This window comes from Paracoccus sp. (in: a-proteobacteria) (genome assembly GCF_030536915.1).
In the GTDB taxonomy this organism is placed as follows: Bacteria; Pseudomonadota; Alphaproteobacteria; order Rhodobacterales; family Rhodobacteraceae; genus Paracoccus.
Map to the genome: position 1 here is coordinate 1 of NZ_JAUNPC010000074.1, position 13571 is coordinate 13571.

General features: G+C 67.1%; 13 protein-coding genes. 8 read left to right on the top strand and 5 right to left on the bottom strand.

All coding sequences use genetic code 11. The features are described 5' to 3' along the window. Together Q4F04_RS11830 and Q4F04_RS11835 are read right to left on the bottom strand one after the other, a co-directional pair. Positions 1-533 (bottom strand): ATP-binding cassette domain-containing protein (locus tag Q4F04_RS11830; protein WP_303370027.1); only part of this gene is annotated, 533 nt, incomplete at its 3' end. Between the two features lie 74 nt (positions 534-607). After that, positions 608-1459, bottom strand: a complete 852-nt coding sequence (locus tag Q4F04_RS11835; protein WP_303370028.1) for a glycine betaine ABC transporter substrate-binding protein — start codon at positions 1457-1459, stop codon at positions 608-610. 199 nt (positions 1460-1658) lie between these two features. On the opposite strand from Q4F04_RS11835, the gene Q4F04_RS11840 reads away from it, so the two are divergent. From Q4F04_RS11840 to Q4F04_RS11865, 6 genes are all read left to right on the top strand, one after another. After that, positions 1659-2372, top strand: a complete 714-nt coding sequence (locus tag Q4F04_RS11840) for a GntR family transcriptional regulator (RefSeq protein ID WP_303370029.1) — start codon at positions 1659-1661, stop codon at positions 2370-2372. Positions 2373-2396: 24 nt separating this feature from the next. Further along, on the top strand, positions 2397-3287 hold the full coding sequence (locus Q4F04_RS11845) for a dihydrodipicolinate synthase family protein (RefSeq protein WP_303370030.1): 891 nt from the start codon (positions 2397-2399) through the stop codon (positions 3285-3287). Further along, on the top strand, positions 3284-4624 hold the full coding sequence (locus Q4F04_RS11850; RefSeq protein ID WP_303370031.1) for an FAD-binding oxidoreductase: 1341 nt from the start codon (positions 3284-3286) through the stop codon (positions 4622-4624). Before Q4F04_RS11845 ends, Q4F04_RS11850 begins: the two co-directional genes overlap by 4 nt. Positions 4625-4673: 49 nt before the next feature. Continuing rightward, entirely contained in the window at positions 4674-5579 is a 906-nt protein-coding gene (locus Q4F04_RS11855) for a dihydrodipicolinate synthase family protein (RefSeq protein ID WP_303370039.1), read from the top strand. A gap of 3 nt (positions 5580-5582) precedes the next feature. After that, positions 5583-7091: an aldehyde dehydrogenase gene (locus Q4F04_RS11860; protein WP_303370032.1), complete on the top strand. Its 1509-nt coding sequence runs from the start codon at positions 5583-5585 to the stop codon at positions 7089-7091. A 73-nt stretch (positions 7092-7164) separates the two neighbouring features. Beyond that, entirely contained in the window at positions 7165-8511 is a 1347-nt protein-coding gene (locus Q4F04_RS11865) for an FAD-binding oxidoreductase (protein ID WP_303370033.1), read from the top strand. A 147-nt stretch (positions 8512-8658) separates the two neighbouring features. Here Q4F04_RS11865 and Q4F04_RS11870 read toward each other — a convergent pair whose 3' ends face one another. Both Q4F04_RS11870 and Q4F04_RS11875 read right to left on the bottom strand, forming a co-directional pair. Then, positions 8659-9267: a dimethylsulfonioproprionate lyase family protein gene (locus tag Q4F04_RS11870; RefSeq protein WP_303370034.1), complete on the bottom strand. Its 609-nt coding sequence runs from the start codon at positions 9265-9267 to the stop codon at positions 8659-8661. Between the two features lie 24 nt (positions 9268-9291). Then, positions 9292-10233, bottom strand: coding sequence for a LysR substrate-binding domain-containing protein (locus tag Q4F04_RS11875; RefSeq protein WP_303370035.1), 942 nt, complete (start codon positions 10231-10233; stop codon positions 9292-9294). Between the two features lie 145 nt (positions 10234-10378). Between Q4F04_RS11875 and Q4F04_RS11880 the strand changes: the two genes are divergently transcribed. Together Q4F04_RS11880 and Q4F04_RS11885 are read left to right on the top strand one after the other, a co-directional pair. Beyond that, positions 10379-11632, top strand: coding sequence for an aromatic ring-hydroxylating dioxygenase subunit alpha (locus Q4F04_RS11880; protein WP_303370036.1), 1254 nt, complete (start codon positions 10379-10381; stop codon positions 11630-11632). Beyond that, the gene (locus Q4F04_RS11885; protein ID WP_303370037.1) at positions 11622-12689 is read left to right on the top strand and encodes a hybrid-cluster NAD(P)-dependent oxidoreductase; all 1068 of its coding nucleotides are present in this window, start codon (positions 11622-11624) and stop codon (positions 12687-12689) included. Before Q4F04_RS11880 ends, Q4F04_RS11885 begins: the two co-directional genes overlap by 11 nt. A gap of 75 nt (positions 12690-12764) precedes the next feature. Here Q4F04_RS11885 and Q4F04_RS11890 read toward each other — a convergent pair. Next, a partial coding sequence (locus tag Q4F04_RS11890; RefSeq protein ID WP_303370038.1) for an ATP-binding cassette domain-containing protein occupies positions 12765-13571 on the bottom strand: 807 nt, incomplete at its 5' end.

Genomic DNA, 13571 nt, shown 5'->3' on the forward strand with positions numbered 1-13571 from the left:
CGCTGCTGCATGCCCCCCGACAGTTCGGACGGATAGCGGTCGATCCATTCGCTCAAGCCCACCTTGTCCAGCGCGGCCCTGGCGGCCGCGTCGCGCTCGGCCCGGCCGACGCCGCGCACCTCAAGCCCGAAGCCGGTGTTCTCGAGCACGGTGCGGTGCGGCAGCAGCGCGACCGACTGGAAGACCATGCCGATATGGCGGGCGCGCACCTCGCGCAGCCGGGCGGCATCAAGGCGCGACATGTCCTCGCCCTTGACGATGACCCTGCCCGCGCTCGGCTCGATCAGCCGGTTCAGCATGCGGATCAGCGTGGACTTGCCCGAACCCGACAGGCCCATGATGCAGAAGATTTCCCCGCGCATGACCTGCAGCGAGGCATCCGCCACGCCCACGACGCAGTTGTATTGCTTCAGCACCTCGGCCTTGGTCGCGCCGCGTTCCACGACTGCCCGCAGGGCAGCGTCCGTGTTCTTGCCGAATATCTTCCACAGCGAATGGCAGTCGATCAGCAGGTCTGGCGTCTGCTCGGTCATCCTGGTGTCACCCTTCCGGTGAGGGACGGAAATGCCCGCCCCCCGCCAGAGGGGCAGGCGACAGGGTCGAGGGATCAGTAGTCCTTGATGTTGCCCCAGCGCGAGATCAGTTCGCCATGGGCATCGATCCAGGCCTGGGTCGCGGCCTCCATCGTCTGGCCGTCCGCCACCGCCGAGTTGATGGCGGCGACATCGGCGATGGGCATGAAGATGCCCGAAAGGATCTCGCGCGCCTCGGGCTTTTCGGTCGAGAAGCCGTTTCGGGCGATCAGGTTGTAGGATTGCGGCGGCGCGAAGACGCCCTGCGGATCGGCTAGGAACTTCATCTCGAATTTCTCGAACATCCAGGTCGGCGTCCACAGGGTCACCACGATCGGTTCCTGCCGCTGCACCGCCGATTGCAGCGCCGCCGTCATGGCCGCCGTGCTGCCCTCGACCAGGGTCATGCCGATGTCGTATTTCTCGACCGCATCGGCGGTTTCGCGCATCAGCCCGGCGCCCGGCTCGATCCCGACGATCCTTCCGCCCAGCATATCGGCGTTCTCGGTCAGTTGCTCGACCGAATCGATGTTGACATAGCTCGGCACCGCGAGGCCCTGGTAAAGGCCGTTCGAGACGATCGAGATCTTTTCAAGCCGGTTCTTGTTCCTGTCCCAGTAATCCTGGGCGACATAATCGATCTGCGAGGTCATCACCTCGACATCGCCCCGCGTCAGGGCGGCGTAGGCGATTCCCCATTCCGAGAATTGGGTCATCTCGACCGTATAGCCCTTGGTTTCCAGCACATGCTTGGTCACCAGCGAAATCGGCATCATGTCCTCCCAGACCATGGTGCCAAGCTTGATCGTCTTTTCCTGCGCCTGCGCCGAAAGGCCGGCAAGACTCAGAAGCGCGGCAGCGCCAAGGGCCGTAAGCAGCTTTCTCATGTCCAACTCCCCATTTTTCAAAAGCGGAACCATTCGTCTCGGGACGCCGCTTCCTTCGTCCGTTTTGCCGCGCGCCGGCCCTTCTCCCCTGCCGCTGCGCGAAGCCTGTTGACACAGTACAAACGTTAGACAATCTGTCTACAGAAATATTGCGGGCGATCCGGTCGAAAGATCGCCCTACCTTGGAGGGTTCCGGCCGATGATCCAGATGGCTTCCTCGACGCCCCGGCCGGCCGTGAACGGGGACCGCAAGCATCAACTGGGCGAGGCATTGCGGCGGCGCATCCTGACAATGAAGATCGCCCCCGGCGCCGTCGTGGACGAGGTCGATCTGGCCGAGGAATTCGGAATGTCGCGCCCGCCGGTGCGCGAAATCATCCGCCAGATGGCCGGCGAAGGCTATATCGAACTGGAAGCGAACCGCCCTGCCCGCGCCACATCCATGGGCTATCTCGCCCTGCGCGACTTCTATCTGGTCGCGCCGATGATCTATGTCGGGACCACGAAACTTGCCGCCGATGCGGCGGATGCGGATGACGTGGCCCGTCTGCGCCGGATTCAGGCGGACTTCCGTTCGGCGATCGAGTGCAACGACGTCAATGCCCGCATCTTCGCCAATAACGAATTCCACCTTGAAATCGGCAGGATCGCGCGCAACGCCTATCTGCTTCCCAGCCTGCGGCGGCTGCTGATCGACCACACCCGGATCGGCCGCACCTTCTACCGCAACGACATCACCACGCCCGAGATGCTGCGGGTCACGGCGGACCAGCACGACCAGATCATCGACGCCATCGAAGGTCATGATCCCGAGCAGGCCGGAAACCTCGTGCAGGAACATCTCGACCTCTCGCGGCGCAACATGGCGGCCTATGCCGTCCCCGAGGGCCTGGACGGGCCGCTCGGGTCCTGACCAACACGCAGAAAGGTGCCGGCAATGCCCGACTTTCCCTTCCCAGGCCTGAGCCTCGCGGTGACGACGCCCTTCGGCGATGATGGCCGGATCGCCTTCGACAGGCTGGAACACCATCTGGAACGCTACATCGCGGCGGGCGTGCCGAGCTTTGTCCTCAGTTCCGGCACGGGGATGCATGTCTACCTGTCGCGGGTGGAATCGGACGAACTGGTGGCGCGCGGCGCAAGGATCATCGACGGCCGGGCGCGGATCATCGTCCAGACCTCGGCGCTGCTGGTCGAGGATGTGGTGGCGCGCACGCGCCACGCGGCGGATTGCGGCGCCGACGGCGTGATGGTGCTGCCGCCGTTCTTCGAGGGACCGACCAGCGAGGACGACCTTTTCGCCTTCTATGAGGCTGCCAGCCACGGCGGGCTGCCGATCATCGGCTACAACGTGCCGCAGGCGGTGGGCGTCGGCATCTCGCCCGGGTTGTTCCGCCGCCTGTGCGGGATTTCCGGTTTCGTCACGGTCAAGGACAGCAGCGGCGATCTGGCGCAGCAGGCGGACCTGATCCGCACCGGGCTGCCGATGATGAACGGCGCCGACCCGCTGGTGCCCTATGCGCTGTTCGCCGGGGCGTCCGGCCTGATCTGGGGCGGCGCCAACTTCGCGCCGAAAAGCTGCGTGGCACTGGTCCGGGCGGCCGAGGCCGGTGAATGGGACAGGGTCCGCGAACTCTGGCGCCCCCTTGAGCCGGCGATGAACCTGATCTGGCAGGGGGACTACGTGCAGTCGGTCTATGCCGCGGCCGAGATCACCGGCCATGGCGCCGGTCGTCCCCGCCGCCCGCTCAGCGGCCTGAGCGCCGAAAAGACCGCCATTCTCAGGGCTGCGCTTGGTGAGCTTGCAGACATCGAGGCGCAGCCGTGACCCTCGGCCGCAGCATCAGGCCGTCGCAATTGCCAAGGCATCCGGGCGTCTCGGCCTGGGTCGCGATGCTGCCGCCGCGCACCCCTGCGGCGATCCTTGATGACCGGCAGACGGCCGACATCGCCATCATCGGCGCGGGCTTCGCCGGGTTGTCGGCGGCGCGGCGCCTGGCCCGGATCGACCCCAGCCTGCGGATCGCCGTCCTTGAGGCGGGCGTGGTCGGCGAAGGCCCCGCGGGGCGCAACTCGGGCTTCATCATCGACCTGCCGCATGAGGTCTCGTCCGAGGATTACGGCGGCAACGCGCTTGAGAAAAGCCGCAACCATGTGCTGCTGCAGCGCCGCGCGGTTTCCTTCGCGCTGGAACTGGCGCAGGAGCGGGGATGGGCGCGCGACATCCTGGACCCCTGCGGCCGCTACAACGTCGCCATGACCCCGGAAGGGGACCGGCACATCCGCGACTACGCCCGCCAGCTTGACCGGCTGGGCGAGGACTACCGCCTGCTCGACCGCGAGGGGATCGCGGGGGTGACGGGTTCGGCCGCATTCACCTCGGCCATCTTCATGCCGGGCACCGTGATCGTCCAGCCCGCCGCCTATATCCGCGGCCTCGCCGATGCGCTTCCGGCCAATGTCCGGCTGTTCGAGCAGTCACCCGCGCTGAGGCTCGACCGGCAGCCGGGCGGCTGGCGGATCGGTTCCCCGAAGGGCTCGGTGGAAGCGCCCCGGATCATCCTGGCGAACAACGGCCATGCCCAGCGCTTCGGCTTCTTCAGGGGCAAGCTGCTGCATGTCTATACCTATGCCTCGATGACGCAGGCCTTCGACCCCGCGCGGCTTGGCGGCCATCGCGACTGGGCGGCGACGCCCGCCTCGCCCGCCGGCACCACGCTGCGCCGGGTGTCGGGGCCGTCGGGCGACCGGCTGCTGGTGCGGTCGCGCTATACCTATAATCCGGGCCTTGCCGTGGGGGATGCCGGGCTGCGCCGGGTCGGCCGGGTCCATGATCGCAAGTTCGCGCATCGCTTTCCCGGCCTGTCCGACCTTGCGATGGAATACCGCTGGGGCGGGGCGATGGCCCTGACATGGAACGGCGTCCCGGCCTTCGGCGAGGTCGAGGACGGCATCTTCGCCGCCTGCGGCTGCAACGGCCTGGGCGCGTCGAACGCCACCGCCTCGGGACTGGCGGCGGCCGAGGCGATCACGGGCACGGGCTCGGATCTTCTTCGGATCTACCGCGGCTTCCCGCCCCCCCGCAGCATCCCGCCCCAGCCCTTCACCCTGATCGGGGCAAGGCTGTCGATGGCGCTGCGCGAGCGGCGGGCGGGGATCGAGTGATGAGCAGGGGCAACCAGATCATGCAGAAAGGCAGCAGATGACATTCAGGATGACGCTCGAAGGCATCTACACGCCGCTGGTGACGCCGCTGAAAGAGGACGGCGCCTTCGACCTCGTCCGGCTGGAGGAACTGGTCGAGCGGCTGATCGAAAAGGGCGTGCATGGGCTGATCTCGGGCGGCTCGACGGGCGAGAACTATGCCCAGACCGTCGAGGAGCGGCTGGAACTGGCGCGCTTCGTCACCGCCCGCGTCAACGGCCGCCTGCCGGTCATCGTCGGCACCGGGGCGATGCGGACCCCCGACAGCATCGCGCTGGCCCAGGGGGCGCGCGAGATGGGGGCAGACGGGCTCTTGCTGGGCACGCCGCCCTATGCGGTGCCGACCGAGCGCGAGAACGCGCTGAACGCGCTGGCGATCGACCGCGCGGCCGACCTGCCGATCATCCTTTACAACTATCCGGGCCGCATGGGCGTCGAGATGGGCCGGGACTTCCTTGACCGCGTCGGGCGGTCGCGCAACGTGATCGGCATCAAGGAAAGCTCGGGCGACATCAACCGGGTCCACCTGCTGGCGCGCGACTATCCGCATATCCAGCTGTCCTGCGGCATGGACGACCAGGCGCTGGAGTTCTTCGCCTGGGGCGCCCGAAGCTGGATCTGCGCGGGGTCGAACTTCCTGCCGGAAGAACACGTCTACCTGTATGAGACCTGCGTGCTGCAGGGCGATTTCGCCAGGGGCCGCCGGATCATGTCGGCGATGCTGCCGCTGATGACGGTGCTGGAACAGGGCGGCAAGTTCATCCAGTGCATCAAGCACGGCACCACCATGACGGGCATCCCCGCGGGGCCGATGCGGCCGCCGCTGAGGGGGCTGGACAAGGACGAGAAGCGCGAACTGGAACAGGTGATCTCGGTGCTGAAGACCACCATCGCGGACATCAAGGCAGGGAACTGAGCCATGACCGATCTTCTGACCCGGGACGAATACGAGGCGCTGGCCCGGTCCATCGCCCTGCCCTCGAACGCCTTCATCGACGGCGGCTTCCGGCCCGCGATCTCGGGCGAGACCTTCGAGACGGTCAATCCCGTGACCGGCGCGAAATTGGCCGATGTGGCGTCCTGCGGACCCGAGGACGTGGATTTCGCCGTGCGGAAGGCGCGCGAGGCCTTCGAGGACGGCCGCTGGTCGCGCCTGCACCCGGCCGAGCGCAAGGCGGTGCTGCTGCGCCTCGCCCGGCTGATGGAGCGCAACCGCCACGAACTGTCGGTCATGGAAAGCATCGACAGCGGCAAGCCCATCTATGACTGCGAGACGGTGGACATCCCCGAGACGATCAACACGATCCGCTGGCACGCCGAGCTGATCGACAAGATCTACGACCAGGTCGCCCCGGCATCCGACGACCACATCGCCATGATCCTGCGCGAACCCGTGGGCGTGGTGGGACTGGTGCTGCCCTGGAACTTCCCGCTGCTGATGCTGGCATGGAAGATCGGCCCGGCGCTGGCGGCCGGCTGCTCGCTGGTGGTCAAGCCCGCCGCCGAGACCCCCCTGACCGCGCTGCGGGTGGCCGAGCTTGCGTCCGAGGCCGGGCTGCCGCCGGGTGTCCTGAACATCGTCACCGGGTCGGGGACGGGCGCGGGCGAGCCGATCGGCCGCCATCCCGACATCGACATGGTGTCCTTCACCGGCTCGACCGCGACGGGGCGGCGCTTCCTGCATTATTCCGCCGATTCCAACCTCAAGGAGGTCGTGCTGGAAATGGGGGGCAAGAACCCCTGCATCGTGCTGGACGATGCCGAGGACTTGGACAGCGTCGCCGCCCATGTCGTGAACGGCGCCTTCTGGAACATGGGCGAGAACTGCTCGGCCGCCTCGCGGCTGATCGTGCAGTCGGGGATCAAGGACCGTCTGCTGGAAAAGGTGCAGGCCCATGCCCGCGAATGGAACCTGGGCGATCCGCTGGACCCGTCCGTCCGCATCGGGGCGCTGGTGTCAAAGACGCATTTCGACAAGGTCACGTCCTATCTGGAAGCCGCGCGTGGCGCCCGCATCATCATGGGCGGCGACAGCGAGAACGGCACCCATGTCCAGCCGACGATCGTCGAGGTGCCCGGCAACGACCACAAGCTGGCGCGCGAGGAGATCTTTGGCCCCGTCCTGTCTGTGATCGAGGTCGAAAGCTTCGAGGAAGCGATCCGCATCGCCAACGACACCGACTACGGGCTTGCCGCGTCGATCTTCACCGCCAACGCCAAGCGGGCGATCCGCGGCGCGCGGATGCTGCGGGCGGGCACGGTGACGGTCAACAGCTTCGGCGAGGGCGACATCTCGACGCCCTTCGGCGGCTACAAGCAGTCGGGCTTCGGCGGGCGCGACAACAGCATCCACGCCCATGACCAGTATACGCAACTGAAGACGATCTGGGTGGACCTGTCGGACAACGCCGGCGACGGCGTGGACTGATCCGTCCGGGGCAGCATCGGACGTTTCACCGAAGGCGCCGGCGCGCCTTCGGTTTCCTGACTCGAGGTTCGGAATGGCCGGAACGATCCGCGCAGCACGCCTTCCCCGCCAGACCGGCACCGCCGGATGGGACGCTATCCTCGGCCCGCGCAAGCCGCAGGCCCCGCTTGAGGGGCGGCGGACCTGCGACTTCGCCGTGATCGGCGGTGGCTTCGCGGGCCTGTCGGCGGCGCGGCGCCTGCTGCAACTGGAACCGGGCGCAAGCATCGCCGTGATCGAGGCGGGCGAGATCGGCAAGGGCGGCGCGGGCCGCAATTCCGGCTTCATGATCGACCTGCCGCATGAACTGACATCAGAGGATTATGCCGGGGAAAGCGTCGCCTCGGACCGTGGCCTCATCGCCCTGAACCGCCACGCCATCGCCTTCGCCGAGGGGATGGTGCAGGAATACGGCATCCCCCCGGGCTATTTCCGGCGTGAGGGCAAGGTGAACGGCGCCGTGGACGACCGCGCCCATGTCCAGAACGCCGCCTATGCCGCCCATCTGACGACCCTGGGCGAGCCCTCCGAGATGCTGGACAGGCAGGCGATGCAGGCGCTGACCGGCTCGGCCTATTACCGCTCGGGGCTTTACACGCCGGGCACGGTGATGCTGCAGCCTGCCGGCTATATCCGCGGCATCGCCAAGGGGCTGGCGCGCAGGGTTGCGGTCTTCGAGAACAGCCCCGTGGCGGAACTGGCCGAACTGGACGGCGGCTGGGCGGTCCGCACGGCAGGGGGCGAATTGCAGGCCGGCGCGGTGATCCTTGCCAACAACGGGCATCTGGAAAGCTTCGGCTTCGCCGCTCGCCGTCTCATGCACATCTTCCTGTTCGCCACGATGACCGGGGAGCTTTCGCCGGGCGCCCTGCGGAAACTGGGCGGCGCGGCGAACTGGGGCGTGACGCCATCCGATCCGATGGGCACGACCATGCGGCGGATTTCCACCGCGCAGGGCGGCAACCGGATCATCACCCGCACCATGGCGAAACTGCGCCCCGAGATGGTTGCGACGGCGGGCGACCTGCGCGCGGCCGACCGGATGATGCGCGCCAAGTTCGACGCGCGCTTTCCGCAGCTTGCCGGCACGCGGATGGAGTTCTCATGGGCGGGCCACCTCTGCCTTGCGCGGAACGGATCGTCGGTGGCGGGCAACATCGGACGGAATCTCTATGCCGCCTGCGTCTGCAACGGCCTTGGCACGACGCGAAGCACATTGGCGGGCATCGCCGCCGCCGAAGCGGCCCTTGGCCAGACCAGCGACGTCACGCGGTTTTTCGCGGCGCAACCGCTTCCTGAACGGCTGCCCGCGCCCCATCTGGCGAAACTCGGCGCAAACCTGTTCATCCGCTGGAAGGAATGGCGCGCGAGAAACGAGTGACCTCATGTCTGCGCGAAGTCGGCGGCTCGGGGAAAGGCCGTTCCGTGCGGCCTGAGTTCGCCACCTTCGTCAACCGGGACAAGGTCGCATTCCCCTGACAGCAGAGGCATATTCCGCCCCCAGCCCGAGCCAGCCGGCTGCCCGCCCTTACGCGGCCTCGGCCCGGTGGTTCCACAGCGCCCACATGGCCAGCAGCGGCCGGTCCCCCGAGCGCATCGCATGCAGGATGCCCGGCGTGTTGTAGAACGACCCGCCGACACCGGGCGAGAACCAGTCGCCGTCCGCCTGCCGGAACTCGCCCTCGGACAGGACCAGATAGGTTTCCTCGGGGGCGTGGTCATGGTCGGGATAGCGCACATGCGGACCCAGCAGCGAGACGCCGATCCAGATGTCGTTGCGCTGCTCGATCCCGCCCGGACCGAGAAAGACGGCATTGGCATGCGAGGTCGGGAAATTGGCGCTGGCCGTGTCGTTCGTGCTGCGCGGCCGCCAGTCCACCGCCGGCTCGACCGCGCGCATTGCCTGGACCAGAGGTCCTAGGTCGGGGTGTGCCGCGAGAGAGTCCAGCATCGGGTCGAGATGCGCGCAGACCGGCTGGCGGCTGCCCGAGCCCTCCCGCTGCGGCTCGACCCGCGCGGCGGCAGCGGCGATCCGGTCCAGCGAAGCACGGGCCTCGCCCTTCGGCGCATGCCGGGTCAGCGCCTCAAGGGCCAAGTCGAGAAACCTTTGCAATTCCGGGCTGCGGCTGTTCGTCATCGTCCTCTCCTCCAGTTTCAGGCGTCAGGTCAGGGATTGCTGCGGGACGCGTCCATGCTCGGCCTCGCGCGCCATGCCGGACAGCCAGTCGAGGAACAGTTCCGTCACCCGCTTGGGCTTGCCCCGATGCGGCAGGACGACGTGATAGCCGTCGCTGGTCATGGCGACATGGGGCGTCAGACGCACGAGTCGCCGTTGTTCGATCAGGTCCGGGATCAGCCGCGCCCATCCAAGCGAGATCCCCTGCCCCGCCAGCGCCGCATAGATGGAATCGGTGAAGGAACTGCAGACCATCTGCGCGCCGCGTTTGGGCATCTCGGCGCCGAAGGCGGACAGCCACGCCTCCCACCCGGTCCAGACGGGATCGTAGGACTGGTGCATGATCAGCGGATGCCGGACCAGTTGGTCCAGATCATCGATCGGCCCGTGCGCCTGCAGATAATCGGGGCTGCAGATCGGATAAACCTCGTCGCGGAACAGCAGGATCGACCGGCCGTCGGGCCACAGCCCGTTGCCATAACGAATTGTAAGATCCACCTCGCCGCGGCCGAGGTTCACCAACTCGTCCTGCGCCACGATCCGCAACTTGATGCCGGGGTGTTCGCGGCTGAAGCGCGAGATGCGCGGCAGCAGCCAGAAATGCGAGAAACCCACCGAAGCCGAGATCACCAGCTCATCGGGGGCCGAGCTTTCGCTGACCTCGGCAATGGCATCGGCCACCAGCGTCAGCGCGGTGCTGGCCGCATTCGCAAGCGTCTGGCCCTTTTCCGTCAGCTCGATGCGGCGATGCAGGCGGCGGAAGACGGGAAAACCCAGCGTGTCCTCCAGCAGGTGGATCTGGCGGCTGACGGCGGCCTGCGTCACCCCCAGTTCTGCCGCGGCGCGGGTGAAGCTGCGCAGCCGGGCGGCGGATTCGAACGTCACCAGCGCGGTCAGCGGCGGCAGCCTGCGGCGCAATCCCGACATGACCCCGGCTCTCCCGAATGCGGCGATTCGCCGCCTTGCCATAACTTCCGATCATGCCATCAAGGATCATTATTGCAGTTGAGGGAAGCCCGTTTCTGGCGCCTAGGATGACGCACAACCGTCACGCCTTCGCCAGAGGTTTCCGATGCTCGACAAGTCCCCCTTTTCCACGATCTCGACGCTGCTTGACGAACGGGTCGAGGGGCGTTCCCTGCCCGCCGGGCTTTACACGCGCGAGGACGTGTTCCAGGCGGACATGGAGGTGTTTTTCCGCAACCACTGGATCTACGTCGGCCCGGAATGCGACGTTCCCGAACCCGGCGACGCCATGGCGATCGAGATCGGCGGGTCCAGCCTGATCATGCTGCGCGACGACGACGGCGAATTGCGGGTCTTCCACAACGTCTGCCGCCACCGCGGCGCGCGCATCCTCGATCCGGGGCCTTCGGTCGTGTCGAAGCTCGTCTGCCCCTATCATCAGTGGACCTACGAACTGACGGGCGAACTGGCCCATGCCCCCCACATGGGCAAAGATTTCGACAAGACCTGCAACAGCCTCAGGCCCGTTAACTTCCGCAACATCGGCGGGCTGATCCATGTCTGCCTGTCCGACGACCCGCCTGCCGACATCGCCGCGCTGGAGGCCGTGGGGCGTGAGCGCCTGCTGCCCTATGACCTGAAGAACACCCGCGTCGCCCACCAGACCGACCTGATCGAGAACGGCAACTGGAAGCTGACGATGGAGAACAACCGCGAGTGCTATCACTGCTCGGCCAACCACCCCGAGCTTTGCGTCTCCTTCATCGACCTCGACTTCGGCTTCGACCCCGAAAGCCTTTCGCCCGAGGACCGCGAGACCGCCGCCCGGCACGAGGCGATGTATGAGGCGCAGACCGCCGAGTGGGAGGCGCAGGGCCATCCTTCCGCCGCCATCGAGCAACTGACGAACTGCGGCACCAACTTCCGCACCCAGCGGCTGATCATTTCCGGCGCGGGCGAATCGCAGACGCCGGATGCGACGGCCGCCGTGTCGAAGCTGCTGGGGATCGGCCGCAAGGACCTGGGCGACATGCACCTGTGGGGCCACAACAGCTGGCACCATTTCATGGGCGACCACATCATCACCGCGATGGTGATCCCGATTGGTCCCGACAAGACGATGCTGCGGATGAAATGGCTGGTCCACAAGGACGCGGTCGAAGGCGTGGACTATGACTTCGACAAGCTGACCAGCGTCTGGGTTGCCACCAACGAACAGGACGGATCGCTGGTGGGACGGTCGCACGCGGGGGTGTCGGACCCCGCCTATGTGCCGGGGGTCTATTCGCCCTTCACCGAGACCCAGCTGAACTGGTTCGCGGGCTGGTATGTGGACCGGATGCGCGCGCATGGCTACTGAGGTGCAGGCGCCGCCCGCCGGCTGGTGGGACCCCGAGGCCGACGACCAGTTGCGCTGCGTCGCGGTTCATCAGGAAACCCATGATGTCCGCAGCTTCACCTTTGTTTCGCCCGCGGGAAAGCAGTTCCGCTTCGGCGCAGGGCAGTATTTCCTGTTCGACTTCCCGGTGGGCGACGCGGTGGAAAGCCGCTGCTACAGCATCTCCTCGCCCCCCACGCGGCCAGGCAGCTTCACCATCACGGTCAAGCGCGTGGCGGGCGGCGTGGTGTCGAACTGGCTGCACGACAACCTGACGCCCGGGGCATCGGTGCGGGCGCAGGGGCCGCGCGGGACCTTCCTGCGGCCGGTGGCCGAGACACGGAAATATCTGTTCCTGTCGGGCGGGTCCGGGATCACGCCGGTGATGTCGATGCTGCGCGAGATCGCGGATACGGCCGAGGTTTCGGACGTGGTGTTCCTGCACGCGGGCCGGACGCCACAGGACTTTGTCTTCCGCGAAGAACTCGCGTTGCTGGCGGGCCGCATCAAGGGGTTGCGGCTGTTCCTGCTGCCCGAGGCGCGGGGGGGCGAGCCTGCCTGGCCCGGCCTCACGGGGCGCATCTCGGCGGAACTGATGGCGCTGGCGGTGCCGGACATGGCCGAGCGGGTGGTGATGTGCTGCGGGCCCGCGCCCTTCATGGCGGCGGCGCGGTCCATCGCCGCAAGCCTCGGCGTGCCGCCGGGCCGGTATCTGGAGGAAAGCTTCGACGCGGCGGTGCTGGAAGCGCCCTTGCCCGAAGCCGCACCGGCGACGCGGACCTTCAAGGTCCAGTTCGCCAAGCAGAACCGCACCATCGAGGTCGGGGTGGAACAGACGGTCCTGTCCTGCGCCAAGAAGGCGGGCGTCCGCATCCCGTCCTCCTGCGCCAACGGCATCTGCGGCACCTGCAAGTCGCGGCTGGTCAGCGGCAGCGTGGACATGAAGCACGGCGGCGGCATCCGTCAGCGAGAGATCGACGCAGGAATGTTCCTGCCCTGCTGCTCGCGCCCGCTCAGCGATCTGGTGATCGAGCGCTGAAAAAGCCGCCCGTCATGGGCGGGTTCTCTCGACGGGATGCGGCAACGGCCTGCCCTTACGGGTCAGGCCGTTTTCTCAACTGCCCCCAGCGGCGACCTCAACGGCCCGCGTCATCGGCATCAGCCCGATGGCGCGGCCTGCCTGATCCAGCACCGTCAGCCGGTCCACGCCTTCGGCCGACATCATGCGGATCGCCTCGCCCAGATTGGCGCGGCCGGGGATGGCAGGCCCCTGCGCCCCTGCCATCAGCGGCTGCATCACGGATGCGACCTGCACCACCTTGGCGCGGTCAACGTGCTGGACGAAGCTCGACACATAGTCGTCGGCGGGCTGCAGCACCATCTCCTGCCCCGTGCCTTCCTGGATGATCGAGCCGTCGCGCAGCAGGGCAATGCGGTCGCCGATCCGCAGCGCCTCGTCGAAGTCGTGGGTGATGAAGATGATGGTCTTGCGGAACTCCTGCTGCAGGTCCAGCAGCACCGTCTGCATATCGAAACGGATCAGGGGATCCAGCGCCGAATATGCCTCGTCCATCAACAGGATCGGCGCGTCGTTGGCGAGCGCCCGGGCCAGCCCCACCCGCTGCTGCATGCCCCCCGACAACTGGTTGGGATAGCGGCTTTCATAGCCGGCCAGCCCCACCCGCTCGATCCACCCCTTCGCGGTGCGGTGGCGGCGGTCCTCGGGGATGCCCTGGATTTCCAGCCCGTAGGCCACGTTGTCCAAGACCGTGCGATGCGGCAGCAGGGCGAATTTCTGGAACACCATGGCCGTCTTGTGGCGGCGGAAGGCGCGCAGCTCGGCGGGCGTCATCGCCACCACGTCCTGCCCGTCGATCACGATCTCGCCCGCCGTGGGCTCGATCAGCCGGTTGATGTGGCG